Annotated in this window: 24 protein-coding genes; 10 read left to right on the top strand and 14 right to left on the bottom strand. The window is 56.2% G+C overall.

The genetic code is table 11. The features are described 5' to 3' along the window. Positions 1 to 10 precede the first annotated feature (10 nt). Positions 11 to 1,219: a 3-oxoadipyl-CoA thiolase gene (gene pcaF / locus ABIE61_RS04890; RefSeq protein ID WP_354407275.1), complete on the top strand. Its 1,209-nt coding sequence runs from the start codon at positions 11 to 13 to the stop codon at positions 1,217 to 1,219. A gap of 59 nt (positions 1,220 to 1,278) precedes the next feature. Continuing rightward, positions 1,279 to 2,589 (top strand): phenylacetate--CoA ligase PaaK, encoded by a 1,311-nt coding sequence (paaK, locus tag ABIE61_RS04885; RefSeq protein ID WP_091823946.1) that lies wholly within the window; start codon positions 1,279 to 1,281, stop codon positions 2,587 to 2,589. A 96-nt stretch (positions 2,590 to 2,685) separates the two neighbouring features. Here paaK and rnk read toward each other — a convergent pair whose 3' ends face one another. Beyond that, a complete protein-coding gene (rnk, locus tag ABIE61_RS04880) occupies positions 2,686 to 3,072 on the bottom strand; it encodes a nucleoside diphosphate kinase regulator (protein WP_206834249.1) in 387 nt (128 codons plus the stop codon). 386 nt (positions 3,073 to 3,458) lie between these two features. Here rnk and ABIE61_RS04875 point away from each other — a divergent pair, with 386 nt between their 5' ends. Next, positions 3,459 to 3,890 (top strand): RrF2 family transcriptional regulator, encoded by a 432-nt coding sequence (locus ABIE61_RS04875; protein WP_206834251.1) that lies wholly within the window; start codon positions 3,459 to 3,461, stop codon positions 3,888 to 3,890. Positions 3,891 to 3,988: 98 nt separating this feature from the next. Beyond that, entirely contained in the window at positions 3,989 to 4,891 is a 903-nt protein-coding gene (locus ABIE61_RS04870; RefSeq protein WP_354407270.1) for a DMT family transporter, read from the top strand. Here ABIE61_RS04870 and ABIE61_RS04865 read toward each other — a convergent pair. Further along, positions 4,866 to 5,477, bottom strand: coding sequence for a hypothetical protein (locus ABIE61_RS04865; protein ID WP_091823933.1), 612 nt, complete (start codon positions 5,475 to 5,477; stop codon positions 4,866 to 4,868). The genes ABIE61_RS04870 and ABIE61_RS04865 overlap by 26 nt on opposite strands. A gap of 61 nt (positions 5,478 to 5,538) precedes the next feature. On the opposite strand from ABIE61_RS04865, the gene ABIE61_RS04860 reads away from it, so the two are divergent. Together ABIE61_RS04860 and ABIE61_RS04855 are read left to right on the top strand one after the other, a co-directional pair. Continuing rightward, on the top strand, positions 5,539 to 7,278 hold the full coding sequence (locus tag ABIE61_RS04860; RefSeq protein WP_354407267.1) for an ABC transporter transmembrane domain-containing protein: 1,740 nt from the start codon (positions 5,539 to 5,541) through the stop codon (positions 7,276 to 7,278). After that, the gene (locus ABIE61_RS04855; protein ID WP_354407264.1) at positions 7,265 to 9,088 is read left to right on the top strand and encodes an ABC transporter ATP-binding protein; all 1,824 of its coding nucleotides are present in this window, start codon (positions 7,265 to 7,267) and stop codon (positions 9,086 to 9,088) included. The genes ABIE61_RS04860 and ABIE61_RS04855 overlap by 14 nt, the downstream gene beginning before the upstream one ends. Here ABIE61_RS04855 and ABIE61_RS04850 read toward each other — a convergent pair. Then, positions 9,044 to 9,391 carry a PilZ domain-containing protein gene (locus ABIE61_RS04850; RefSeq protein ID WP_091823924.1) on the bottom strand — a complete coding sequence of 116 codons (348 nt, stop codon included), beginning with the start codon at positions 9,389 to 9,391 and terminating at the stop codon, positions 9,044 to 9,046. The genes ABIE61_RS04855 and ABIE61_RS04850 overlap by 45 nt on opposite strands. A gap of 184 nt (positions 9,392 to 9,575) precedes the next feature. Here ABIE61_RS04850 and ABIE61_RS04845 point away from each other — a divergent pair, with 184 nt between their 5' ends. Then, entirely contained in the window at positions 9,576 to 10,145 is a 570-nt protein-coding gene (locus ABIE61_RS04845; protein ID WP_206834262.1) for a rhodanese-like domain-containing protein, read from the top strand. Between the two features lie 61 nt (positions 10,146 to 10,206). Next, positions 10,207 to 10,878 carry a response regulator gene (locus tag ABIE61_RS04840; protein ID WP_091823919.1) on the top strand — a complete coding sequence of 224 codons (672 nt, stop codon included), beginning with the start codon at positions 10,207 to 10,209 and terminating at the stop codon, positions 10,876 to 10,878. A 16-nt stretch (positions 10,879 to 10,894) separates the two neighbouring features. On the opposite strand, the gene ABIE61_RS04835 is transcribed toward ABIE61_RS04840, so the two are convergent. The 8 genes from ABIE61_RS04835 to pedF form a co-directional block, all read right to left on the bottom strand. Further along, positions 10,895 to 13,495, bottom strand: a complete 2,601-nt coding sequence (locus ABIE61_RS04835; RefSeq protein ID WP_354407261.1) for a NahK/ErcS family hybrid sensor histidine kinase/response regulator — start codon at positions 13,493 to 13,495, stop codon at positions 10,895 to 10,897. Further along, a complete protein-coding gene (nosP, locus tag ABIE61_RS04830) occupies positions 13,485 to 14,645 on the bottom strand; it encodes a nitric oxide-sensing protein NosP (protein WP_354407258.1) in 1,161 nt (386 codons plus the stop codon). Before nosP ends, ABIE61_RS04835 begins: the two co-directional genes overlap by 11 nt. Positions 14,646 to 14,898: 253 nt before the next feature. Beyond that, positions 14,899 to 16,038 carry a porin gene (locus ABIE61_RS04825; RefSeq protein ID WP_354407256.1) on the bottom strand — a complete coding sequence of 380 codons (1,140 nt, stop codon included), beginning with the start codon at positions 16,036 to 16,038 and terminating at the stop codon, positions 14,899 to 14,901. Positions 16,039 to 16,350: 312 nt separating this feature from the next. Then, positions 16,351 to 18,123 carry a PQQ-dependent methanol/ethanol family dehydrogenase gene (locus tag ABIE61_RS04820; protein ID WP_354407254.1) on the bottom strand — a complete coding sequence of 591 codons (1,773 nt, stop codon included), beginning with the start codon at positions 18,121 to 18,123 and terminating at the stop codon, positions 16,351 to 16,353. Between the two features lie 179 nt (positions 18,124 to 18,302). Next, positions 18,303 to 19,226, bottom strand: coding sequence for a quinoprotein relay system zinc metallohydrolase 1 (locus tag ABIE61_RS04815; protein ID WP_354407251.1), 924 nt, complete (start codon positions 19,224 to 19,226; stop codon positions 18,303 to 18,305). 10 nt (positions 19,227 to 19,236) lie between these two features. Then, positions 19,237 to 20,004, bottom strand: a complete 768-nt coding sequence (locus ABIE61_RS04810) for a quinoprotein dehydrogenase-associated SoxYZ-like carrier (protein ID WP_354407249.1) — start codon at positions 20,002 to 20,004, stop codon at positions 19,237 to 19,239. Between the two features lie 41 nt (positions 20,005 to 20,045). After that, on the bottom strand, positions 20,046 to 20,984 hold the full coding sequence (locus ABIE61_RS04805; protein ID WP_354407246.1) for a substrate-binding periplasmic protein: 939 nt from the start codon (positions 20,982 to 20,984) through the stop codon (positions 20,046 to 20,048). After that, positions 20,971 to 21,414 carry a cytochrome c-550 PedF gene (pedF, locus tag ABIE61_RS04800; protein ID WP_091823895.1) on the bottom strand — a complete coding sequence of 148 codons (444 nt, stop codon included), beginning with the start codon at positions 21,412 to 21,414 and terminating at the stop codon, positions 20,971 to 20,973. Before pedF ends, ABIE61_RS04805 begins: the two co-directional genes overlap by 14 nt. Positions 21,415 to 21,802: 388 nt before the next feature. Here pedF and ABIE61_RS04795 point away from each other — a divergent pair, with 388 nt between their 5' ends. Further along, positions 21,803 to 23,668 (top strand): methanol/ethanol family PQQ-dependent dehydrogenase, encoded by a 1,866-nt coding sequence (locus ABIE61_RS04795; protein WP_354407244.1) that lies wholly within the window; start codon positions 21,803 to 21,805, stop codon positions 23,666 to 23,668. A gap of 47 nt (positions 23,669 to 23,715) precedes the next feature. Beyond that, complete coding sequence (locus tag ABIE61_RS04790; RefSeq protein WP_354407241.1) at positions 23,716 to 24,351, top strand: pentapeptide repeat-containing protein; 636 nt, start codon at positions 23,716 to 23,718, stop codon at positions 24,349 to 24,351. A 92-nt stretch (positions 24,352 to 24,443) separates the two neighbouring features. Here the strand turns inward: ABIE61_RS04790 and ABIE61_RS04785 are convergent, their stop codons facing one another. From ABIE61_RS04785 to ABIE61_RS04775, 3 genes are read right to left on the bottom strand one after another with little or no spacing between them, the layout of a single operon-like run. Continuing rightward, positions 24,444 to 25,091, bottom strand: coding sequence for a response regulator (locus ABIE61_RS04785; RefSeq protein ID WP_091823890.1), 648 nt, complete (start codon positions 25,089 to 25,091; stop codon positions 24,444 to 24,446). After that, positions 25,091 to 26,368 carry an ATP-binding protein gene (locus ABIE61_RS04780; RefSeq protein WP_354407238.1) on the bottom strand — a complete coding sequence of 426 codons (1,278 nt, stop codon included), beginning with the start codon at positions 26,366 to 26,368 and terminating at the stop codon, positions 25,091 to 25,093. Before ABIE61_RS04780 ends, ABIE61_RS04785 begins: the two co-directional genes overlap by 1 nt. Before the next feature lie 11 nt (positions 26,369 to 26,379). Then, positions 26,380 to 26,808 carry a cupredoxin domain-containing protein gene (locus ABIE61_RS04775; protein ID WP_091823884.1) on the bottom strand — a complete coding sequence of 143 codons (429 nt, stop codon included), beginning with the start codon at positions 26,806 to 26,808 and terminating at the stop codon, positions 26,380 to 26,382. Positions 26,809 to 26,878 lie beyond the last annotated feature (70 nt).

The following is a 26,878-nucleotide window of genomic DNA, read 5'->3' as shown; positions in this document are numbered from 1 at the left end:
GAGAAACCCAATGAAAGACGCTTTTATCTGTGATGCGATCCGCACGCCGATCGGTCGTTATGCCGGTGCTCTTGCCGGCGTGCGCGCCGATGACCTGGGCGCCATTCCGATGCAGGCGCTGATGCAGCGTAACCCGGATGTTGACTGGAGCCAGGTGGATGACGTGATCTACGGTTGTGCCAACCAGGCCGGTGAAGACAACCGCAACGTAGCACGCATGTCCTCTCTGCTGGCTGGCCTGCCGGTGAGCGTTCCAGGCACGACCGTTAACCGTCTGTGCGGTTCCGGCATGGATGCAGTTGGCCTTGCGGCCCGCTCCATCAAGTCCGGTGACTGTGAACTAATGATCGCCGGCGGCGTCGAGTCCATGTCCCGCGCACCTTTTGTGATGGGTAAGGCCGAATCCGCTTTTACCCGCAATCCGAATGGTCTGTATGACACCACTATCGGCTGGCGTTTCATCAACCCGCTGATGAAATCTCAGTACGGCGTGGACTCCATGCCGGAAACCGCCGAGAACGTTGCGGCCGACTTCAATGTAAGCCGTGAGGATCAGGACGCCTTTGCCTTCCGCAGCCAGCAGCGCACCGCTACTGCTCAACAGAATGGCAAACTGTCCCAGGAGATCGTGCCGGTCACCATTCCCCAGCGTAAGGGTGGCCCCAAGGTCGTTGACACTGACGAGCACCCCCGTGCCGATACCACCATGGAAATCCTGGCGGGGCTAAAAGCACCGTTCAGAGCTGGCGGTTCCGTAACGGCGGGTAACGCGTCCGGCGTCAATGATGGTGCCTGTGCCCTGCTGATCGCCTCCGCTGAAGCCGCCAAGGCCCACGGCCTGACACCGAAAGCGCGCATTGTCGCCATGGCGACAGCTGGTGTTGAACCACGCATCATGGGCTTCGGTCCGGCACCGGCCGCACGCAAGGTTCTGGCCAAGGCCGGGCTCAAAATTGAAGATATGGACGTCATCGAGCTGAACGAAGCGTTTGCTGCTCAGGCACTGGCCGTCACCCGCGATCTCGGCCTGCCGGATGATGCGGCCCATGTAAACCCGAATGGTGGTGCCATCTCTCTGGGACACCCGCTGGGCATGAGTGGTGCGCGCTTGATCACAACTGCCATGTACGAACTGCACCGTACCGGTGGCCGTTATGCACTGTGCATGATGTGCATCGGTGTCGGCCAGGGTATTGCAACAATTATTGAACGAGTCTGATGCTGCGGCTTCAGGAATCTAATAATTATTAACCTACAAGCAACGGGATAATAATAAGCATGAACTATCAACAGCCAATGATGCGCGGTTCCCTTGAAGAAATCGAAACAGCCAGCATCGACGAACTGCGTTCTCTGCAGCTGCGCCGTATGCGCTGGAGCCTGGCGCACGCCTATAACAACGTACCCCACTTCAAACAGAAGTGTGATGAAAAGGGTGTGCACCCGCACGAGCTTAAGTCTCTGGAAGACCTGAAGCACTTCCCGTTCACCACCAAGCAGGATCTGCGCGACAACTATCCATACGGCATGTTCGCCATTCCGATGGAAGATGTAGTGCGTATCCACGCCTCTTCCGGTACGACCGGCAAGCCGACCGTAGTGGGTTATTCCCAGAACGATATCGACACCTGGGCCAACGTAGTTGCACGCTCCATCCGCGCTGCTGGCGGCCACCGCGGTGACAAGGTTCACGTTGCCTATGGTTACGGCCTGTTTACCGGTGGTCTGGGCGCACATTATGGTGCCGAGCGCCTGGGCTGCACCGTCATCCCGATGTCAGGCGGCCAGACCGAGAAGCAGGTTCAGCTGATTCAGGATTTCGAGCCGGATCTGATCATGGTGACTCCGTCCTACTTCTTGAACATTCTGGATGAGATGGAACGCCAGGGCGTAGACCCTCGCAAGATCCGTCTGCGTACCGGTATCTTCGGCGCCGAGCCCTGGACCGGTGAGATGCGCAAGAGCATCGAAGAGCGTGCCGGTATCGATGCGGTCGACATCTACGGCCTGTCCGAAGTCATGGGACCGGGTGTGGCGATGGAGTGTATCGAAACCAAAGACGGCCCCACCATTTGGGAAGACCACTTCTATCCGGAGATCATCGATCCGAACACCGGCGAAGTACTGCCGGATGGCGAGTACGGTGAACTGGTGTTCACGTCTCTGACCAAGGAAGCGATGCCGGTTGTGCGTTACCGCACTCGCGACCTGACTCGCCTGCTGCCGGGCACCGCTCGCTCCATGCGTCGCATCGACAAGATTACCGGTCGTTCCGATGACATGCTGATCATCCGTGGGGTGAACGTGTTCCCGACCCAGATCGAAGAGCAGATTCTCAAGGTCGAAGCACTGGCGCCCCACTATGAGATCGTTGTCACCAAGAACGGCAACCTGGACATGGTTGAAGTGAAGGTGGAGCTGACTCCGGCAGCAACTGCAGCCAACAAGGATGCCGTCACCAAGGAGCTGTCACACCACATCAAGTCCTACATCGGCATCAGCACCCGCATCACCATTGGTGAGCCGGGTACCATTGCCCGCTCTGAAGGCAAGGCACAGCGTGTGTCTGACCTGCGCAACAAGGGCTGAATCGGGCTTGTCCCATTACGCAAAAGGCCGGTCATGATGACCGGCCTTTTTGTTGCGTCGTACGCCTGCCTGCTGCAGGAGGGCGCACATCAGCACTCATGCATGGCTGACTTCGATAATACGCACGTGGCTGTGTTTGCCATCCGGCAGGCGCCAGTCGATGGTCTGCCCCACTTCCAGCCCCAGCAGCGCTGACCCTATCGGCGCCACAATTGAGATCCCGTCTTCACGGCCAGCCATCTGATGCGGGTAGCACAGCGTACGCTGGAATGTTTTGTCACTTTCCTCCACCTTGAAGGTCACGGTGGAGTTCATCCGCACCACATCATCCGGCAGCTGTTCAAGCGGCACAATGTCGGCACGCTCCAGCTCCGTCCGCAAGCCATCCAGTGCGGGATTGTCCCGGTGCTCTTTCCGCTCCAGCATGGCTTCCAGTTGGTCAACGTCCTTCTCGGACACCTTGATTCCGGGCATTTCAGCCATTTTCAACTCCATCATTGTGACAACAGGTTGTACCTGGCTTGAGGTACAACGATAAATAAAAAGGATCAGTGGGAAAAGCGAAGTGCACCCGACGACCTGTACCGTGCTGATACAGGTCTATCAGCGTCAGCGGCAGGTTGGCGGGGCCTGAACAAGACAGGCCGCAGGTTTCTGAGTACTGATCGGGTGATGCATGACAACGTTCAAAACTGAGAAGGCGCCCCCATGAGGCGCCTTCTGAATATTAGGTATGTTGACAGCTATTGTTAACGTTTTACCGACCTGAACGCAAGCCCCCTCAGGCGTTGATGATTCATATAACGAAAAGTTTCGGTCCCGAGCGTTATCTTGTATCATCATATCCTTATATTAAGTCGGGTATCACGATGCAACTGAGCCGTTTCAGCGATTATACGCTCCGAGTCCTGTTCTATGTCGCAACCCATACCGATCGTCTCTCGACCCTGAGTGAAATCGCGACATTCTATGACATCTCGATCGAGCACCTGCGCAAGGTTGTTCACGCTCTTGGCAAACGGGGCTATTTGAGTACCTTCCGCGGCAAGAAAGGGGGCATTTGCCTTGCCCGCCCCCCCGAGCAGATTAACATCGGTGAAGTGGTAGCCCATTCCGAAGGTACATCCCCGCTGGTGGACTGCAACAGCCAGCCCTGCCGTCTTGCCGGTCAATGCACTCTCCAAGGTGCCCTTGCCCGTGCTCAGCAGGCTTTTTTCGATACCCTCAAGGAGTACACGCTTGCTGACCTGCTGCGCAGTGACTCGATGCAGGCCAACCTGATTACCCACACCAACAGCTAGCCTCATCGCGGTACACACCCACGCCAACAGTTGCAGATTCCGGATAGACGATACCCGCTGCAGCTGAGAGAATGCCGTTTTGCATTTCAGGAGCTGTAATGTTGAAGGATCGTCACCCGGCATTTCTGGCTGCGCTCTGGATGACCGGCGCACTGTTCTCGTTCATGGCCATGGCTGTTTCCGGACGTGAGTTGACAGCTGAATATACCACCTACCAAATTCTGTTTTTCCGCAGCGTAATTGGCGTTGTCCTGATCGGTGCACTGGTGGCCAAAACCGGCATTGAACAGCTGCGCACCACCCGTCCCGGCGCGCACCTGGTGCGCAACATCGCTCATTTCGGTGGTCAGTATGGCTGGTTTTATGGCCTGGCCTGGATCTCGCTGGCGGAGGTGATCGCCATCGAGTTCACCACTCCTGTCTGGACGGCCCTGCTGGCCTGGCTGCTGCTGGGTGAGCGACTTACACTGCCCAGAGTGCTGGCGGTGGCGCTGGGTATTGCCGGCCTGCTGCTGATACTGCGCCCCGGCATGGGCGTGCTGCACCCGGCCTCACTGGCCGTATTGGCAGGCGCGTTCGGCTATGCTCTCTCTTACATTCAGACCAAGTCACTGACTCGCACCGACACCCCACTGTGCATCCTGTTCTACATGACCCTGATGCAGCTTCCCTTCGGCATGGTCCCATCACTGCTTGACTGGAAAAGCCCTACCCTTGAAGCCTTGCCCTGGATACTGGTCGTCGGCGTCACCGCCATGAGTGCACATTACTGTATGGCACGCGCATTCAAACTGGCTGACGCGACCGTTGTTGTACCGATGGACTTCATGCGTCTGCCCCTGATCGCACTGGTAGGTTATCTGTTTTATCAGGAACTGATCGACTGGTATGTACTGGCGGGCGCTGCGCTGATGTTCAGCGGCAACCTGATCAACATCCGCGCAGAGCAGCGCAAGGCGCCGCTACGGCAGGAGATCAGAGCACATCAGTCACCAGAATGAGTTCGCAGGCGCCATCGCCGGTATCTTCCCGCGACATGGAGCTGCGCCAGCGCCAGCCGTCTTCGCCGCGGGCCTCAACCAGAAACCCGCGCAGGCTTACCGTGCTGCCGGAATTGACACGATCCAGTGCCTCTCTGACTTGATCGTTGGCCGGAATCAGGTGCATATTGGCACTGCTGATCTCAACTTCACGCTGGGGAATCGGCAACTGTTCGGTGCGCCAGTAATACCATCGACCCGACTGACGTATGGTAAACTGACGCGCAATTTCCGGCTCGGCCATACGCCCCCAGCCCAGCGCGAAGTCCCAGGGGGAAAGATCTGCCTCACGCCCCATTCGATAGCGCTCTCGAGCCAGCACCCGGGCTTCCAGCGCGAACTCGGCCAACAGACGCAGCGAATACTGCCCGAATTCAAGCTCGGCTGGCGGGGTTAAATTCTGTTGCAGCGGCTCGGCAGACACAGGTGCCAATGACACCTGCGGCAGCTCAGACGACTCTGGTACCGGTGAATGGGAACGTCCCATCCACAACAGAACAACGATCAGGGCAAGTAACACCAGATGCCATCGCCGAATCAGACTCATGCGGTATTCTCCTGAATGAAACTGCCGTCCATCATATCACTTTGAAATTCGACAGGATGCCATGCAACTGTTTCAACAATTGAGCTGGTTCTTTCGCGAACACTGGCGCACCTATTCGGTAGCTCTGTTACTGCTGTCACTGGTTGCCATGCTCAATCTCAGCATTCCCTGGCTGGTAGGGCAAAGCGTTGACCATCTCGCTGCCGGTGACAACCAGAGCCACAGCCGCATCCTCTGGCTGCTGCTTGGCTGCGCTCTGGCGATTTACGTACTGCGCTTCACCTGGCGTCAAATACTGTTCGGAACCGCCTATCGGCTGGGTAACCTGCTGCGCAGCCGTTTTTATCAACGGTTGACCCGACAGGGGGACGCCTTTTATGCCGAACACAATACCGGCGACCTGATGGCACGGGCCACAAACGATATAGATGCGATTGAGATGGCAGCAGGCGAAGGGATACTGTCAGGATTTGATGGCCTGCTGACCTTTGTGCTGGTGATGATCATGATGGCAGCCGTGATCGACTGGCGCCTGACCCTGATCGCATTATTGCCCTTCCCCGTTATGGCATTTGGTTTCCATCGCCTGTCCAACCGTATCCACCACCAGTTCAATGAAGCACTGGAACAGTTCTCCGCACTGAATGACCGAACCCAGGAAGCACTCTCTGGCATTCGCATGATTCGAGCACTTGGACGCGAGCAGCAGGAGTTCGATGATTACGCCGCCATCACCCATCGCGCCGCGAAGGCCAACTATGATGTAGCCCGCAGCGAGGCCCTGTTCGACCCACTGATCTTTCTGTGCATGAGCGCCTCTCTGCTTCTCACTCTGGCCGGTGGCAGCTGGTTGATCAGCACCGAGGAGCTCAGCATCGGTGAACTGACCGGTTTCACCCTCTACTTGGGTCAGCTGATTTGGCCCATGTGGGCGTTCGGCTGGCTGCTCAATATCATCGAACGCGGCAGTGCCGCCTGGAAACGGGTCGACGCGACCTTGCAAACGCCCGACTCCATCAAGGACCAGGGGCAGCAGCCGGTCAGTGAAACATCCCTGACAGCCGAGGCACTCAGCTTCACCTACCCCAGCAGTGAGACGCCTGCATTGCAGGACGTAAGTTTTAATCTGCCGCCGGGCAGCCGCCTTGGCATCGCCGGCCCTACCGGTGCTGGTAAAAGCACCTTAATCCAGTTGCTGATGCGCTACCGTGAGGCCGATAGCCCACAGCAGCTGCGGCTGGGCGACCATGCCGTTGCGGATTACCCGTTGCAGGCCCTGCGCAGCTGCTTCGCATGGGTGCCACAGGACCCTTTTCTATTCAGCCTGACGGTGGCGGAAAACATCGCCTTGAGCCAGCCGGATGCAAGCCCTGAAGCGATACGCCACGCAGCATGGCTGGCATCCGTCGATGAAGATATCGAACGTTTGCCAAAGGGCTATGACACACCGGTCGGCGAACGTGGCGTTACCCTGTCCGGAGGCCAGCGCCAGCGTGTTGCGCTGGCGCGCGCGCTGCTGGCCCCGGCCCCTGTGCTGGTGCTGGATGACTCCCTTTCGGCGGTTGACCTTGATACCGAGAAACGCATTCTGCAGCGCCTGCAACAGGCCAGTGTGCGGCGCAGCCTGATTGTGATTAGCCATCGCCTGAGTGCGCTGCGAGACTGTGACAGCATTCTGGTACTGCAACACGGCCACCCCGACGAGATCGGGACTCATGAGCAGCTTCTTGCCACTGACGGCTGGTACAGTCGCATGTGGACCTACCAGCAGATGGAGGAAGAAACCGATGTCAGCCACTGAGCGCAGCCAGGCTAGACGCGCCTTCAGCCTGCTGTTCGATTATATCCGCCGTGACCGTTCGCTGCTGGTCAAGGCTTTGATTTTACTGGTGCTGGCCACTGCTGCTGATGTGGCCGGCCCGCTGCTGGCCAAGGTTTACGTAGATGATTACCTGATGCCCGGCAACCTGCAGTGGCAGCCGGTTGGACTGCTGCTGGGTGGATACCTGCTGGTACAGATACTGGCCGCCTGGCTGCGCTTCCATCAGACCATGAAATTTACCGACATGGCACTGGTGGCGGTGCAGGATATCCGCGAACGGGCTTTCAGACGTGCCTTGTGCCTGCCGCTTGGATGGTTTGACCATGCCATTACAGGTCAGGTGGTCAGCCGCATCACTAATGACACCGAATCGATAAAGGATCTGTACGTGCAGTTCCTGTCAGTAGTACTGACCAACACCGTGCTTCTGGTAGGCATCCTGATCGCAATGGCCGTATTGGATACGTTCCTGATGCTGATTGCACTGCTGATGATACCCGCTGTGGTCGGACTGATCTGGCTTTACCAGCGCGCCAGCGGTGCCGCCGTATCACGCCAGCGACAGCTGCGCTCGGAGATCAACGGGCTGGTCAGCGAGTCGATCAGTGGCATGGGCGTGATTCAGGCGTCCGGGCAGCAGGACCGGTTTATCAACCGGTTTGAAACGCTTAACCAGCCTTACTATCAGTCACGCCTGCGCACCATTCGCATCAGCGCGGCCCTGTTACGGCCGGCCATCGACCTGATGAGCGTACTGGTGCTCGTCGCCGTGATCTGGGGGTTTGGTTTGCAACCTGCCGAGCAAACCCTGGAGATCGGTGTACTGTACGCATTCATCAACCTGCTGGGACGTTTCACCGAACCACTGGCAGAAATTACTCAGCGTTTCAACCTTTACCAGCAGGCGATGATTGCCGGACGCCGTGTGCAGGAGTTGCTGGACGAACCGGAAGACAACGCTCTCAGTCAACCCGGCACGGGTTCTGTCAGCAAGGGGCACATTCAAGTGCAGCAGCTGGGCTTTGGTTATCAACCGGAGAAGCCGGTTCTGCGTGGAATCAGTTTTGACCTTCCGCCTGGCCAGTTTCTGGGCATTGCAGGGCCCACCGGTAGCGGCAAGAGCACGCTGCTGAGCCTGCTGCTGCGCTACTACGCTCCCGACAGAGGTACGATTCGAATCGACGACCAGCCCCTGCAGTCGCTGAGCAATGCTGCCCTGCGTGATGGCATCGGTCTGATTCCGCAGGAACCATTCATCGTTGCAGGCAGCATTCGTGACAATATCGACATGGGGCGCGGTCTTGGCGATGTTGCCATCGAACAGGCAGCCGCTCAGGCCCATCTGTTGCCGATGATCCAACAGCTGCCACAGGGAATGCATACATTGCTGGGGGAACGTGGGACTCGGCTCTCGACTGGTCAGCGCCAGCAGCTGGTCATCGCCCGTGCACTGGCAGGTTCTCCGCGCGTTCTGCTGTTGGATGAGGCCACGGCGAGCGTCGACAGCGAAACAGAACAAGTGGTGCAGCAAGCCTTGCACGAACTGCATGGTAAGGTAAGTCTTATTGTGATTGCCCATCGCCTTTCCACTATTCGTGAGGCAGACAACATCCTGCTGCTGGTCAATGGCGAGATTGTTGAGTCCGGTTCACACCGAGCACTGATGCGGGCCGAGCAAGGGCGTTATGCAAGACTGTACCGCCTGCAGCAGCAGGCAGCACGGGTGCAGGATGCTGAACAGTATTCAACTGAGACGGTCGAGCACAAAACGGTCGATCAGCGTGAGTGAGTCAGGGTCTGTCGACACAATGTGCAGACCCAAACCGATGCTGTCATGAGAGTTGCGCCGCTTGTACACAATACGGCAGTGGCAATGCAACGGACCCTGCCCAAGCCCGAAATGCAGCCAGACCTCGGTGGCCCCCAATCCCTGTGGCGGTTGTAACCCGGCCAGCACCTCACCACCCTCAACATGGAAACCACTGCGGCTGATGTTTACCAGATTCACATCGATCATCTCCCCTGCCGAGGTTTCAATTTCTGCCGGCAGGCTACAGTGCACGCGGGGAGATATGCGTCTTTCCTGAAACATCTTGCTTCTCTGTCAGTTGGATGCAGGTATGATAGTGCCGCCATGTGGCCGTAACAATGTTCAGGGTCAGATCAACCTTGTGATACAAACGGTTTTTTACTACTTAAGTACCGGTTTGGCGCCCCCAAGGTCGAATTCATAGTACCCGGCAGCAGGAGTCTAATAGTCGTAACGGAGTTACACCATGCATCTGCTTGCAAGACTATCAGTCATAACAGCCCTGCTTGCCGGGCTTACTGCGACCGCCGCGGCCGAGATAGACCCTGACGACCGGCTCTATTTTTCATGGGACGGCTATCGCATCGCCCACTATCGCAGCCCGCCTGCGATACCGGTAGAGGGTGGCACTCGAGTCGATACCGCGGGTGTTCGCAGTTTGCTGGAGCAACCGAAAAAGCCGGTACTGGTCGATGTACAGCCGGTAGGATGGCAGGACGGTATTTTTCTGATTACCAAACCCCGACTGCACCTGCCCGGCAGTATATGGTTGCCCAACGTAGGACTGGGCGAACCCGGTGAACGACTGGAGCGGTACTTCAGCACTCAACTGGAACAGGCAACTGGTGGCGATCCATTGAGACCGGTCATACTGTACTGCACGGCTGACTGCTGGATGTCATGGAATGCTGTCAAACGCGCCCACAGCTGGGGCTACCAAAATCTGTACTGGTATGCAGAAGGGACTGACGGCTGGCGCGAAGCCGAACTCGATCTGGTCACCGGAACCCCCGTGCCATTACCGGCCGACTATTGAAAAGTTTGACACGGAAGGTCTCTGAAGTTCTTAATAATAAAGATAAAAGGGGAACATACCCGTGTACAAGATTCTTATCGCTGATGACCACCCACTGTTCCGGGAAGCGATCACCAACGTGATCGAGTCGGGCTTTCCCGATACCGAAACACTGGAAACCGAAAACCTTGAGACCGCCCTTGCCCTGGCGCAGGAACACGATGATCTGGACCTGGTACTGCTGGATCTCAACATGCCCGGCATGAATGGTCTCAACGGGCTCATTTCACTGCGCAACGAGGCACCCACCGTACCCGTGGTGATTGTTTCAGCCGAGGATGACAAACAAATCGTGCTGCAGGCGATCACCTGCGGTGCCGTTGGCTTCATCTCAAAATCATCACCGCGCAACCAGATGACCGAAGCCCTGCAGCAGATCCTGGACGGAAACGTCTACCTGCCATCTGACATTATCCGCCAGAGCGGACAGGAAGGACGCCGCAACCGACGCGGCAACGACAACCCCCAGATTGCACCGGAACTCCTCTCTTCTTTGACTCGTCGTCAGCTGCTTGTGCTGGAACGGATGGCCAAGGGGGAGTCCAATAAGCAGATCGCCTACAACCTCCATATTGCCGAAACGACCGTCAAGGCCCACGTTTCGGCCATTCTGCGCAAACTCGGTGTACATAACCGAGTTCAGGCGATCCTCTCGGCCAGCGATATCGATTTCGCCCAGTATCTGCGGCGCTGAAGCATCTACTCTCTGCTTACGCCGGCTGTTGCCGGCGTTGCAGCAGATGGGCCAGTGTAGCCTTAAGCTTCAGTGGCTTGACCGGCTTGTTCATCAGCAGATACCCCTGGGCCTTCACTTCCTGTTTCAGCTCGTTGCTGTAGTTGGCCGTGATCATCAATACCGGCGGCTGGTCCGCCCGCAGGCTCAGCACCTCACGTACCAGCTCATCACCGGTCGCGCCGTCATCCAGATGGTAATCGGCAATCAGAATATCCAGCCCGGCGCTGCCAATGGATACCTGCTGCTGCAGATCGTCCAGCCCCAGCGCCGTCACCACTTCACAGCCCCAGCCTGTCAGCAGTGTGGCCATTCCGGCACAGATGGCGGGATCGTTATCGATCATCCAGATCCGCGCTCCCTCCAGCCGGGCATGAATGCTCGGGTCCGAAAACGGTGCCTGGAAGGATTGTGGCAATAACCGACCCACAGGCACTTCTACCGAAAACACCGACCCCCTGCCCTCGACTGATCTCACCCTGATCGGGTGATCCAGCATGCGGCCGATTTTGTCAACAATGGCAAGACCCAGCCCCAGACCTTTGTCCTGATGCTGATTGCCGTTACGGATACGACGAAACTCCTGGAATATTTCCGTAAGCTTGTCCTCGGGAATGCCAGAACCGGTATCCCAGACCTCAATCAGCACCCGCTCTCCTCTGCGACGGCAACCCAACAGGATTTTCCCGCCTTTATCGGTATAGCGCAGTGCGTTGGTCAGAAAGTTGCGCAGAATACGGGCCAACAGCGTTGCGTCACTGAGTACGACCCGGTCACTGCCCGCAAAACGGAATGACAGCCCTTCGGCAGCGGCCATCTGGTGATATTCCGCTGCCAATGTGTCCAGCAACTCATTGAGCCTGAATGCGGATACATCAGGTTTGATGACACCCGCGTCCAGGCGGGAAATATCAACCAGCGTACCCAGCAGGGTTTCTACATCCTGCAGGGAGTTGCTGACAGAGCTGATCAGGCTGCGAATGCGCTCTGGCATGGGTTGTTCCAGCAAGGCACCGGTAAACAGGCGTGCTGCATTGAGCGGCTGCAGCAGATCGTGACTGACCGCCGCAAGAAACTTGGTTTTGGACAGGTTAGCCTGTTCGGCGTCCTGCTTGGCCTCCAGCAACCGCGCTTCGATCGACATACGCTCCTCGATCTCCTGTCGCAGCTGGAGGTTAACCCCAGTCAGCTCCGAGGTGCGTTCGCGTACGCGCTGTTCAAGGTTCTGATAGGCTTGTTGCAACGCAAGCGCGGTTCGTTTGCGCTCAGTGATATCACGAATCAGCACAAAGAAACCAACCGTGTTGCCCGCAGCATCAATATTGGCTACATAGGATTTGAGCATGTGCCGGTTTTCACCTGCCGCATTCTGCTCATCAATTTCGAAGGTGGCATTCTGCCCGCTCATGGTCTGGCGGATATACGGTTCCAGCCGAGCATACTGCTGCTCACCGTGTACCTGACGAATGCTCTGTCCGATCAGACTTCCCCGGGGCCAGCCATACCAGTCGTCATAAACCTGGTTGGTGAACTGGAAATGCCCTTCACCGCCCACATAGGCGATCAACGCCGGCACATGGTCGGTAATCAGACGCAGCCAGTTTTCGTTTTCGCGCAGGGTTTCAGCATATCGATGGCGCTCGGTTATATCCGTGTAGGTATTCACAAAGCCACCGGATGGCATCGGGTGGGTACGAATCTCCAGTACTCGACCATCCGCAAGGTGCTGTTCGGTTTCCAACAGTGGCCGGCCGTGTACACTGAGCGTGTCGGGTGTCAGCAGCTGCACTTCACTGGCACCCATCAAAGACTCAAACGGGACGCTGCTGACCGGGCTGAGTCCGGTCAGTTCGGCAAAGCGGTCATTCCAGACTTCCAGCTCGCCCTCCGGGTTAATCAGCGCCACCCCCTGGGACAGATTATCAACGGTACGCTGCAGCAACCGGCTTTTTTGTGCCAGCGCCTGCTCACGCCGAGCGGTCTCACTTGCCTTCAGGTCGGTAATATCGGTGTACAGGATCACAAGACCGCCATCATTGGTATGACGCTCGTTCATCTGCACCCAGCGGCCATCAGAAAGATGATATACAGTCGCCTCATCCCCCTGACCCACATGCTCCTCGGCGATTACGCCACGCTCCAGCGCAAGACGGCGCACGTCATGGATGGTAATGCCCCGCTCAATACGAGTTTGCGTGCCCTGCCAATAGTCACGAAAGCGGCTGTTGAACAGCACGATACGCCGTTCGGCATCAAACAGTACAAAGGCGTCCGAGATGCTCTCGATGGCGTCAATCAGTCGCTGGTGCGCCGTGGCTGCCTCCTGATTAGCCTGCTTCAGCGCCATGTTACTGTGTTTGAGTTCTGCCAATGCCGCATTCAATGCTTCGGTGCGCTCACGCACCTGCTCGGCAAGCACTACCGAATGCTCAAACGCGGCATACGGCGCAGTGCGAACCGTGCTGCTGGATTCAACCCGTTCAATCAACGCCTGTTTCATGCGACGCAGCTTGGCATTGTCCTGCTCAAGCTTTGCAATACGCGCTTCCAGCTGTGCCTTTTCGATATCAGTAGCCATGCTGCGCCCTGCCGATCACGACCCCGGTAAAGGTCTGATTGATATGCATGCCATCAAACTGCTCACCATAGGTGTTAAAGCCAATTACCTGATGCCGGGTCAGCAGTTCGGATGTCTTCTGTGCCTGCCCGGTATACTCCGCTTCCAGCCGGCGCAGAAAGCAGTCACAGCCGATGGTGATCAGCGGCTCGCCCAGAGTGCTTTCAATCTGTTCAAGGCGGTGAGAAAGGTCCTGCAGCATTTCTCCAGGCTGCATGGCGGTCAACACGATGCCGTTCTCGACGGCACAGTAGAAGGTCAGACTCAGGTCAGGATTGACCTTTTGAATGGAGCGCACGTAATACTCCTGCCCGATGCGTACGGCCAGAGGATTGAGTGCAAAAGTCTTGAAATCGAGTTGTTCAGGGTTCAGTCCCAACAGGCGAGCATACTCCAGCGCAGCCGGCTCGGCATTCAGCTCGTATACGGTACGACTGGCGGCATCTGCACGGGTTACAATCAGCTTCTGTTCCAGGCTATGCATGTGGTGCGTACTGAAGACCTCAAAGTCCAGCGGCGTATTGATCATCACAACCACCGCTGCACGGGTCCGGAACTCGCCACCGGCAAATACATGGGTACCGGTCAGGTGAATATCATCACCCGCCGAGCCACCAAAATTGGGGATGCTGCCCAGTGCTGAATCCAGTGTCAGCAACACCAGCTCTTCCTGACTGGATAGCCCATCCAGCAGCGTCAGGGCAAAGGTATGTCCCTTGATCGGCGCAACCTGACGCTCACGACAGCGCCCAATCAGCCGTTCCACCTGAGACTGGGCATCGGTCAGGCTGAACTGTTCCAGCTCTTCTATCAGCCCGACTTCAACGGCAAACAGATGACGATCAAAGCCGATGGCGGTGATGGTTCCCTGATCGTAGCCGCGCGGTGTCAGCTCACCTGCAGTGGTACAGCCTGCCAGCTGAACTTCGCCAAAGGCATCATTGAGGCTGTGCGCAAGTGCATTCAGGTCATACTCTGCCGAGCAGAAAAACAGAACGAAACCAAGTTCAGGATGATCAAGTGCCGTGGCCAACTCCCGAGATGCGGTTTCAGGATCGCGTGCCGATGACATGGCAGAACGGACGGGACTGTGCAGTACAGGCGCGTTCATAGGGGTACACTCGCGCAGATATGGGTATACCCACATTGTAGCCAGCACCACAGTGGCGGGTAATGCTACTTGAGTACTTCAAACAGCAGTAAAAGCAGCATTAAAGTAGTGGTTTTGGGCTAAACAGGCCCATGCTGCGGGAATCTGATACCAACTGATCTTCTACTCCCAAAGTACTGCTTCAAATGGCAGACAAAAAAACGCGCAGACGGCGAAGGGGAGCCGGCTGCGCGCCAGGAGTGGTACTGCAGGTTTACCAGGTCAGGACGGCACCAAATGCCATGGTATCGTTCTTTTCGGTACCCAGAGTGGAACCACTGATTTCGGTCTGGTCGTACTCGGCAATCAGTTTCAGGTTGCTGTTCACAGTATAGAACCAGGCAACTGCTGTATTTTCGTAGGTGAAGTCAGCGCCATTGTCGCCTTCGTTTTCACCGTATGAAAGGGCTACACGGTTCGGGCCAAAGCTGTAGGAACCCTGCACCAGATACCCATCAAGCTCAACACTTTCATCCGCTACAAAGTTGTCGATTGCTGCCGGGTGGATACCTTCGCTCTGGAAACCGGATGCCGTCAGTGACAGATCACCAAATTTGACGTTGGCGCCGTAGGAAACACCTGTCGAATCCACACTTGTATCGGCTACTGGGTCATCAGAGCTCTGATACAAACCACCCAGCCACGCTTTGAAGTCCATAGAGTCGGTGTTAACTGTGTAGGTCAGCTCACCTTCAAAACGCGGTGCATCTTCTGACGAGTCGGCCGACGATTTGCTTGGATCAAAGATACCAACCGCCAGCTGGAGGCCATTGCGAGTGGGTGATCGGTACGTGATCTGCGCTTTCGGGAACGGGTAGGTATAGCCACTGCCGATGTTGCCGAAGGAAACGTTGCCACCATCAATCAGACCCAAGGCATCAGAGGTCTGGCCATAACCGAGCAGCAACTCGTCTGACATGATGTTGGTACGGTTGAACAGACCAAAGTCCTTACCGATCAACACCTGGCCCCAGTCACCATCGACTGTGCCGTAAAACTGACGTACATCGATGCCAGTATCGGTACCCAGAGACTCGCCCCGCCCCTGATTATTGGCACGCACCACATCGGAATCATTGATGCTGACCCAGAACGATGAACGCGCACCAAGTTTCAGGTCACCTGTTTCCTTGCCGAAATTGAAACCGATCCAGTTGGGCAGGAAGCCCATTTTGACACGAGACTGCTCGCGGCCATCATTGTCACTGTGTACGTAGAAAGCGTTGATCAGGCCATCGGTCGAGAACGTTGTACCTTCCTGATCATACAGCTTGATCTCGGCCTGAGCCTGGGCCGCCATACCCAGTGCAATCATTGCAGGCAGAAGTCTGGTGGTGAATTTTTTATTGTTCATGGTTTCCCCCAAATAGAAACATCGGTCATGACATCGTGATTACGATGGGGTGATATTCGCCCAAGGGGAGACCTTGATATATGCAACAACAGAAGGTTTTGCGCACGCTTTCAGGCGCACTACCGAGGCAGACTGAACCGTATCAATGCCGGAGTATTACGACTCTGCCTAAAGGTAGCAGAAGCAGGTGCAACATAAGATATGCTTTATATCCAATTGATATTAATAGATTAAAAGCTCAGCTGAAAGTTCAACAAAAAAGCCCTGCCGACAGAGCCGGCAGGGCTTTTTCAAACAGCGGGTATCAGTGGATCAGCTTTTTTTCGGCAGTTTGAAGGTCCAAACAGAGCCACCCTGGTTCAGGTGTTTGACACGCTTGGCCACTTCACCACCCCAGAGAGGTACTGCACCACCCCAGCCGGACACAACGGAGACGTACTGCTCACCATCCATCTCCCAGGTAATTGGCGAACCGACAATGCCTGAACCGGTGTTGAACTTGTACAGCATCTCGCCGGTCTTGGCATCGAATGCCATCAGGTAGCCTTCAGGATTACCGGTGAACACCAGGTTGCCCTTGGTGGTCAGCACCCCACCCCAAAGCGGCGCGTAGTTCTTGTAGCGCCATACTTCCTTACCGTTAACCGGATCGATCGCACGCAGCACACCGATATACTCTTCATTCATCGGCCTGATGGTGAAACCGGCACCCAGATAGGCAGCCCCTTTCTTGTAGGAGATCGGCTCGTTCCAGATGTCCATCTCCCACTCATTGGAGGGTACGTAGAACAGCCCGGTATCCTGGCTGTACGCCATCGGCATCCAGTTCTTGCCGCCAAGGAAAGAAGGCGCAGACACAACGGACTCACCCTGCTTGCCCTCTTTGGCATCGAGCGGATTACCCGGACGACCACCGTCCTTGTAGATCGGACGACCTTTCTCATCCAGACCTTCGGCCCAAGTGATCTTGTCAACAAACGGGAAACCACGAATGAAGTCGCCGTTTTCACGGTTCAGGACATAGAAGAAGCCGTTACGGTCGGCAGTAGCTGCTGCCTTCACCGTTTTTCCACCCTGGGTGTAATCGAACGAGATAACCTCGTTCACGCCATCGAAGTCCCAACCGTCGTGAGGAGTGGTCTGGAAGTGCCATACAATTTTGCCGTCATCCGGATTGATTGCCAAACGCGATGAGGAGAACAGGTTATCACCCGGGCGCAGGTGCGAGTTCCAGGGAGCGGGGTTACCGGTACCGAAGAACAACAGGTTGGTATCCGGATCGTAGGTACCGCCCAGCCAGGTAGCAGCACCGCCCGTTTTCCAGAGATCACCCGGCCAAGTCTGGCCCGGCTTGCCACCGGAGATGCCATTCTCAACCTTCTTGCCATCCTTCCAAACATATCCCATGTGACCTTCCACAGTGGGACGGGTCCAGAGGATATCACCGGTTTTGGCATCATAGGCTTCAACCTTGCCCACTACGCCGAATTCGCCACCGGACACACCAGTAATGATCTTACCGTTCACGATCAGCGGTGCAGCCGTAATCGAGTAGCCTTCCTTGTAGTCGGCCACTTTCTTGATCCAGACCACCTTGCCGGTATCCTTGTTCAGGGCTACCAACTTGGCATCCAAGGTACCGAAAATTACCAGGTCATCATACAGACCTACACCACGGTTGATCACGTCACAGCAGGGCATGATGCCATCAGGCAATCGGGCATTGTATTCCCACAGCTCGTCACCGGTACGGGCATCAACAGCAAACACGCGTGAATAGGAGGCCGTGACGTACATCACGCCATCTTTGACCATCGGCTGGGATTCCTGCCCACGCTGCTTCTCACCACCGAAAGACAGCGACCAGACCGGACGCAGTTCCTGAACGTTTTCCGTGTTGAGTACATCGAGCGGACTGTAGCGCTGGCCCTGCAGCCCGAGGCCGTTGGTCACAATCGCGTCCGTTGTCATATGATCGGCGAGAATATCCTTGTCGGTCACACCTGCCTGCGCCAATGTTGCAACCGACATGGCTGCAACCAGCGTGGATAGAGCGAAGCCATTACGGCAGCCAAATTTCTTCATCGCTGTCCCCTTTGAGGATTTTTGTTGTTCGGGAGAGAGCCGGGAAAATTTCCCGACCCGTACAGGCATTCTTGAATTTGACCCCGTTTGGAACAATTGAACGGGCGAAGCAGTTTTCTCCTCACTTGGTAGTAATACCCGGCTGGAGAGCCTGCATTGACTGGCCTTTGCCGCAGCCATCAGCGGCCAAAGGCTGCCTCTTCATAGGCAGGAAAGAGATGAACAACGCTGCGCTGGAACTCGACTTCACGCAGGGCGATGCTGTCAAACTCGGAAGGGATCGGCAGCTGCATCACTTCCGTCATGCTCAAACCCTGCTCTGCGGCATCACGTAACGTTTTATCCAGCCACACCAGATAGGCGTCCATCTGATCAAGCGCACGTTGATCGCTCACCATTGGCCCATGCCCTGGCAGCATCAGCTTGAATGGATACTGCCGCAGTTGTGCAATTTCGTCTCGCCACTGCTGCAGTCCTAGGGTATGTGGAGTTGTCAGGGCGCGCTGATAGAACACCATGTCAAAGGGAAACAGCACTCCAGTGCTGTGGTCAAACAGCACCAGATCAGCACCACTGTGCCCACTCATGCGGATCCACTCAAGTCGATGGTTGCCGATTTGCTGCACACTAGGCGCAAGTGTCTCAGTCGGCACCACCACTTCCGTGCCCCGCATCCAGTCCCCTACCAGCCGGTACATGTTTTCCGCAAAACTGTCACCGTGATTTCGAATCTGCTGCTGGGTCTCCGCCAGAGCCACAATGGGAACATCTCGAAATGCTTGATTACCCAGAAAGTGATCGGGATGCTGATGGGTATTGATCACCATGCGAATGGGCTCATCCGTGACCGACTGAATCGCTTCAAGCAGCGCTTCGCCATAACGACGTGATACACCTGTATCCAGTACCAGCACCCCATCGCCAGTTGCTATGAAGGCGGTATTGACGATGTTGCCACCGTTTTCAACGCTGAAGTCTTCGGTACGCCCCTCAATGAACCAGGTGTTTTCAGCCACTTCGACCGGCTTAAGTCCATAATCGAACGACGCTGCACTGGCTGAAAGCGAGACCAGCAGGCCCAATAAAGCGGTTATCCGTTTCATCTGAACCTCCTCAAAGTTCCCGTGTGAATTCATTACCACCGTTATCCCTCAGCCAGAGGGTATAACCGGTTGTATCTTCATCAAGATCAAAACTGATCACCGGGTTCTCAGACACCGGCTGAGACAACTCCATACGGATCTGAACCTCGCCGTCCCCATTACGCAATTCAAGTTGCTGCAGATAAAACTCCGGAATGGCATCCACCAGGCCGGTATCCATCGGGTGGATCACACGCAGCTTAAGCCGAGAGCCCTCGCCTTCTGCGTTGCTGAAGCGGCGCGCCTGAACTTCACCGAGGTGACTCTGCCAGTAAGGGTCCGCATTACCCATACTGGGCGTGGTACAACCACCACCGGCCGCTTCGAGCTGGGCATAGCCGATATGCCAGTTGCCGCTTTTGGTCAGCACAGCTGCCCGCACTGCGGTACTCTGCTGCACCTTAATGCGCAGTGAAATGCGACCGTTAGCGTTCTTAAGCGGGTAGTAGTCGAAGATATGCTGGATCGGGTTCAGGTCAGCCCAGACCACAATGCGCTCGATCTCACCGGCAAAGGCACTGGCGTCAATACTGATCGGCACCTGGGCAGGATCTTCGGCAAATGCCGGGACTTCAACTTTGATACGAGGCTCAAAGCGGTAGTCTGCATCCCCCAGAAAAATTTTCCGCGTGTAGTCCCACATCACTGAATTGAGGGGATCATCGGGAGTACCCGCCTGCAACACCCCCGTAACCAACAGAGCCAGCAGACCAACAAGGCCTGAGCGAAACATCTGCATGTGTCATTCCTCTTGTTTTTATTGTGTGAATCCTGACCGGGTTATTGCGCTTGAGTCTGGGCTGCCTGCTCCACCTGATAGAAAGACGGCGCACTGAAACGCACCCCATAACGCTCGAAGATCTGCTTCATCTGACCGCCCCTGATCATGTCGTCAAGTACCGCCTCAACGGCATACCCCAGTTGACGATCAGTCTCACGCACCGCAATACCTACATCCCACATCTGCCTGCCCATGGTCGGGAAGCTGTTTTCCGCGAGTCTGAAGCGCGGATTGCCCGCCTGTTCGAGCAACCAGTCGATCTCTGATCGCATTGCCATCACGGCTGCAACCTCACCCTGCTCCATGGCCTCAAATGCAGCTCGTGGGTTCACGTAATGACGAGTCTTGTCACGCAGCCGGCCATTCAGAGCGGATGTAAAATAAAAAGCAGGCACGGTATCAACCTCGACCCCTACAGGCTCATACTGAAACACCGCAACAGTTTTGACTGAGTCCAATCGCTGCGAGTCATAGGCGACCTGCCAGCGTTCTTCATGATAGGGCGCCATCATGACCACGAATTCGTTGATCAAATACCCCAGTGAATCCCGTTTGTAGGCATAGGCTTTGTCATAGGGCACTCGCAGCATCACGTCTGCCACGTTTTTCAGCGCAAGAGGATTGTCTTCATCCTTGTCCAGATAGTGCCCCCGCCAGACATTGTTGCGCAGGTCATCTTCGAGACCTTCGTCGGGCGTGATCCAGTGCAGCTGCAGATCAAGCTCCAGCTTATCCGCAATGTGGCGAGCGATATCCACATCCAACCCGGCAGGCTTGCCCTGTTCTTCCCATGAATACGGTGGAAAGTCCTTGTAGACACCGATACGAATATATCCCGAGTCGATCACGTCATCATACAAACGCGCAAAAGCCTGCTCGTTTCCGAGCAGGCCTGCCATCAGGGATATAAGCAGTGTCAGCAGCTTATTCCTCAACATACTTGGTCTCCAGCCAGGTTCTGATCGCCCAGAGCGCCTCCTGACTCAACGTATCCGCCATTTTGGGCATGTAGACGGCGCCATCGCGCACCGCACCATTAATAACGCGGTACTTGAACCAGTCATCACCTTCAAAATCCGGGCTCAGGTAACGCAGATCGGGTGCGATACCGCCTGAAATACCGTCCAGTCCATGACAGCGAGCACAATTCTGGTTATAGGCTGAGGCACCAATCTTCACCGCCAGATCGTGGTCATCAGAAGGCGCACGATAGGGGTTGGTATCTGCCCAGTCTTCACCCAGACTGGACAGCCCTTCGGTATCCACTGCCTGAGGCGTGACATCGCCGTGCGCCAGTACCTGGCCGGAAAGTGCAGAAGCCATCAAAGTGGCAGCCAACAGGCCGGTGAGTTTGTTATGCTTGGACATGGTTGTTCACCCGTTTCTTGTTTTATCTGACAGAACGCAGCCGGGGAACAGGCCCCGACCTTGATGAGCTCATGATGAACCAGCCGTCACAGCGCCAGAATTCAACCTTGGCACCCAAAACATTGGCCTTTGGTAGTAAATTTCACAGATAACCAGTACCAGGGGTTGATTCAGTCACACCAAGGTAGTAAAACTAAAGCATAACCACTTGATTGTAAGGGATTTTTCCCGGACACCATGAAGAATCTCCCGCTCACATCCACCTCCATTCCCAGCTTTTCAGGGTCGGCTTCCGTCGCCTGAACCCCCTCTTGCTGAACACAATGCTCTGGCAATGGCCACTCTCGAACGAGGCTGGCTGAACACCACTCAACAGGGTATTGAACTGATGAAAACAAATATAAAAGCGCCACGCCGCGCCCTGCTGGCGGGATCTGTCCAGACCGCTGTACTGGGCATCGCCATCAGCCTTGGCAGTGCCGGGGTACAGGCTGCCTCTTCCAATGTCAGCTGGGACGACATACTTAACGACCAGAGCACCCCGCAGGATGTACTTGGCTATGGCATCGGGCCCAAGGCGCAGCGTTACAGCCCGATGAGCGCCATCAATACTGATAACATCGAGATGCTGACGCCGGCATGGTCATTTTCCTTCGGTGATGAAAAGCAGCGTGGACAAGAGTCACAAGCGCTGGTGCATGACGGTGTTATCTATGTGACCGGTTCCTACTCACGCATCTTCGCCATCGACGCCCGCACTGGTAAACAGATCTGGTCCTACAGTGCACGTCTGCCGGACGATATTCGCCCCTGCTGCGATGTGGTAAACCGAGGTGCCGCCATCTTTGGTGACAAGGTATTCTTCGGCACGCTGGATGCTGCCATCGTGGCGCTGGACAAGAACACCGGTAAGGTTGTCTGGAAGCAGAAATTTGGTGATCACAGTGCCGGATATACCATGACCGGTGCTCCCACACTGGTAAAGGATCAGAAAACCGGCAAGGTACTGCTGATTCATGGCTCATCGGGTGACGAGTTTGGTGTAGTCGGCAAACTGTTCGCGCGTGACCCGGACACCGGTGAAGAGATCTGGATGCGTCCGTTCGTTGAAGGTCATATGGGTCGCCTGAATGGCAAGGAAAGTACGCCGACCGGTGACCCTCGTGCCCCCACATGGCCAGATGATCCCAACACCGAGACCGGTAAGGTCGAAGCCTGGAGCCATGGCGGCGGCGCCCCCTGGCAGAGCGCCAGCTTTGATGTCGAAACCAACACCATCATCATCGGTGCCGGCAACCCTGCCCCCTGGAACACCTGGGAACGCACTTCACCTGGCGGCAATCCGCTGGACTATGACAACCTCTACACATCGGGACAGGTTGGCGTCGATCCCAGCACCGGCGAGGTGAAATGGTTCTATCAGCATACCCCCAATGATGCCTGGGACTTCTCCGGCAACAACGAACTGGTGCTGTTTGAATATGATGACGATGGCAAGACCGTCAAGGCCACGGCTCATGCCGACCGTAACGGCTTCTTCTATGTAGTCGACCGTGAGAACGGCAAGTTCATGCACGCCTTCCCGTTCGTTGACAACATCACTTGGGCCACCCATATCGATCCTGACACCGGGCGTCCGGCAGAAGTTGAAGGGCAGCGTCCGCCACCGCCCAAACCCGGTGAGAAAAAAGGCGAATCCATCGAGGTATCTCCTCCATTCCTCGGTGGCAAAAACTGGAACCCTATGGCCTACAGCCAGGATACCGGCCTGTTCTATATTCCGGCCAACCACTGGAAAGAGGATTACTGGACTGAAGAGGTAACCTACCAGAAAGGCGCGGCCTATCTTGGCCAGGGCTTCCGCATTCGCAAAATGTATGACGACCATGTCGGCATCCTGCGCGCCATGGACCCGGTCACCGGTGAAACCGCCTGGGAGCACAAGGAGAAGCTGCCATTGTGGGCAGGCGTTCTCACCACCAAGGGCGGACTGGTCTTTACCGGTACCGGCGATGGCTACTTGAAAGCTTTTGATGCCAAAAACGGCAAGGAGCTGTGGAAGTTCCAGACCGGTTCCGGAATCATCTCCAGCCCCATCACTTGGGAGATGGACGGTGAGCAGTACATTGGTGTCGCCTCCGGCTACGGTGGAGCCGTGCCACTCTGGGGCGGCGATATGGCCGACCTGACCAAGCCCGTACCACAGGGCGGGTCCTTCTGGGCCTTCAAGCTGCCGAAGTGGGCTAACAAGTAAACCCATGGGGCCCAAGCGGCCCCATTTTTCATGGCAGGAGATCTTCCATGCTTAAATTGATTATTCCCACGTTGGCCCTGTCATTGCCACTGACAGCCCTCGCGTGTGAACCCGCGCAAAAAGCCGAATGCCCGGGCGCCAACCTGCAGGGACACAACCTTGCCGGCATGCAGCTTGATGGTATCAACCTGAGCAAAGCCAATCTGCGTTATGCCGACTTGCGCCATGCAGATCTACGTGGTGCGAATCTTGAAGGCGCCGATCTTAGCCACGCGCTGCTCACACGGGCCAATCTGGAGAAGGCCAACCTGCGCGCTGCCAAACTGAATGAAGCCAATATGGTGGCCATTAGTGGCTGGGCCCTGTTTGCACAGGGGGCTCAATTCAAACAGGCACGGCTGGATGGGGCGGATCTGTCATTTGCCCGTCTTAGCAATGCCCGATTCGAACAGGCTACCCTCTATGCCGCCAATCTTGAAATGGCATGGATGACCAAAACCCGTTTTACAGGCAGCAATCTGCGTGATGCTGACCTGCAGGAAGCCAAGCTCAATAACGCCAACCTTGAAAACGCTGACCTGCGTGGAGCAAAACTCCGCTTTGCAACCTTTCAGAACACCTGGATGGAAGGCTGCACCGGCTGCCCCCACGACTGGATGACGCCTAAACACCCCATTGAGTAACCAGCCACATAACTGAAAGGCCGCTGCAACCTTCATCAGGTGCAGCGGCCATTATCACTTCAGAGAGCAGCCTGCCAGGGCAAGTGTAAAGCTCAAGGCAGCTCAGAGCATCCCGGCTTGATCAAGCCACAGCGGATAGCCAGATGCACCAGCTCCGCAGTCGATCCGACCTCCAGTTTGCTCTTCAAAAGCGCACTGTGATTGGACACCGTTTTGGCACTGATACAGAGCTGGTCCGCAATGTGTTTCGGTGTAAGGCCTCGCGCTAGCATGACAAAGATCTCAAACTCACGCTGTGTCATGTTGGCCAGCCGAGGATCGCCGCCGCCCTTGCCCTGCATCGCCAGTCGCGTTGCCAGCTCATGCTCCACATAGGGCTGCCCTTGCACCACACGCTTAACAGCGTCCAGCAGAATTTCGGGCGAACTGCTCTTGGTGATATACCCCAGCGCGCCAGCATCCAGGGCCTGCTTAACCATCGGTAGCTCATCATACATGCTGAAGAACAGTACTTTTGCCGATGCATCCCGCTCCAGAATACGTTTGGCCGTTTCGATCCCACTGATATCGGGCAGGTTGATATCCAATATCACCAGGTCGGGCCGCTGTTGCAGCCAAAGCGCAAAACCATCGTGGCCACAGCCAGCCTCGATGATCTCGCACCGTTCCAGCATGGCTTCCAGCAAACTGGCATAGCCCTGACGTACAACCGCATGATCATCAGTCAGCAGAATTTTCATCACTGTGCGCCCCCAGGCAACGGAAGATCAAGTTTGAGCAGCAGGCCCTGCCCCACCGCCGAGGTTAATTCCAGACTGGCATTCATGTAACGAGCTCGCTCTTGCATTGAACGCAGACCCACACCAGGGCGCAGCTCGGCAGGCAGCCCCTGGCCATTGTCCTGCACACGTAAGCTCAGATGATCACCACAACGGATCAAACTGATACAGACTCGTGTTGCCTGAGCATGCCTTGCCACGTTATTCAACGCTTCCTGCAGTAACCGGTAAAGATGAGTCGCTGACTCCTCATCCGGCAACTCCGGCAGGGTTCTGAGCAGCAACTGGCACTCAATTCCACTGCTGCGCTGCCACTGCTCCGCCAGGCTGCGCAGAGACTCCTCCAGCCCCAACGGCTCCAGTATCACCGGATGCAGGCTGCGAATCAGGCGCCGAAAACCCTGCTGAATCTGCTCGCAATCGCGCACGATCAAGGGTGCCGTTTTCGCTACGATATCAGCCCGGTCCGACGCTTTACTCAGCAGGTAGGCCTGGGCATGGATGCCAGTCAGGTATTGGCCCAGATCGTCATGCAGCTCACGAGCGAGGTAGCTGCGTTCCTTTTCCTGCAGCGCCATCAACTCACGGGTCAGACGTCGGTTATCCGATTGCTCACGCTCCAGCACCTCGGCCATACGGTTGAAATGATCGGCAAGACGTCGCACCTCCGGCACAGAGTAGTTGCCAAGGCGGGCATTGAATTGCCCATGCTGAATACGATCCAGAGCCTGCAGTATCTGAGCAACCGGGCGCATGCCACGGCTCACGCCCCAGCTGATCGCGGCAGACGACAGCAGCGCCGCACCGGAAAACAACCAGAAAATCTGCAACGCCGATTCCCAGACCTCTTCCAACTCATCGGCAGGGTCTGCGATCAGAACCAGCACTTCCTGCTCATTGAGTGGAATGCGTCGCTCAAACAGTGGTTGATGCGCAGGCCAGACCAGTGCTGCAAACCAGTCCGGTGTGTCACCTCCCCCCCAGCTTTCGGGGGTCGGTGACACACCGGCAGGCAGTACCTGCAAATTCAGGTGCCTCAGTTCCACCTGCAGCAAAGAATCCAGCTGCTCCGGATAGCGAACTGCCTGCATCAACAGTTGCTCTGCCATCCGCATGCCGGACGAAAGCTCGCGGCGAATATCAGAGCGTGCCTGATGCATCAGGGCATAGAGACTCAGCAGCAGGGCCAGTAAAAAGGCCGCTGCCACCAGCAGGTTCAGTCTGACGACGGCTCGCATGGCATTCAACTTCAGCGAACGCTGAAGACTCCTTCCATGCCCTTGCCTTCAAGCCCTTTCATGAAGAAGCGGTAATCACCAGGCTTGATCGGTACGAAGTAGATCTCGGCTTCGCCTGCCTGTTCGAACTCAAGCTCAGTCAGTGTTGTGGCCTTAATCTCGATATCACCCGCTTCCACCTTACGCAAAAAGATCGAAGTGAAAAATTCAGGTGCCTGCATGGCGTATTCCTTGAGTCCGCTGGACACCACTTTCAGGCGATAGGCCTGGCCCGTTTCCAGCTCATAGCGTGTCTGGGACATGGCATAGTCGGTCACCTCACTCCCCAGTACCAGATCAGGCAAGGCTTCAGGGCGAGTTGTGAGATCACCGGCGGCATGGGTTGTCATAGCGGACAACGACAGCAGCGAGCCAACGAGGCAGGTTTTCAGTCTGGACATGGGTGTTTCCTGTGTTTGGCGTAATGGTTCACACCATGTTAGGCCCCACGCTCAGGCACAACATACTACT

The organism is Marinobacterium sp. MBR-111, from assembly GCF_040547585.1.
Lineage (GTDB): Bacteria > Pseudomonadota > Gammaproteobacteria > Pseudomonadales > Balneatricaceae > Marinobacterium > Marinobacterium iners.
The sequence above is the reverse complement of the archived record's forward strand: the minus strand, read 5'-3'. Positions and strand labels throughout refer to the sequence as shown.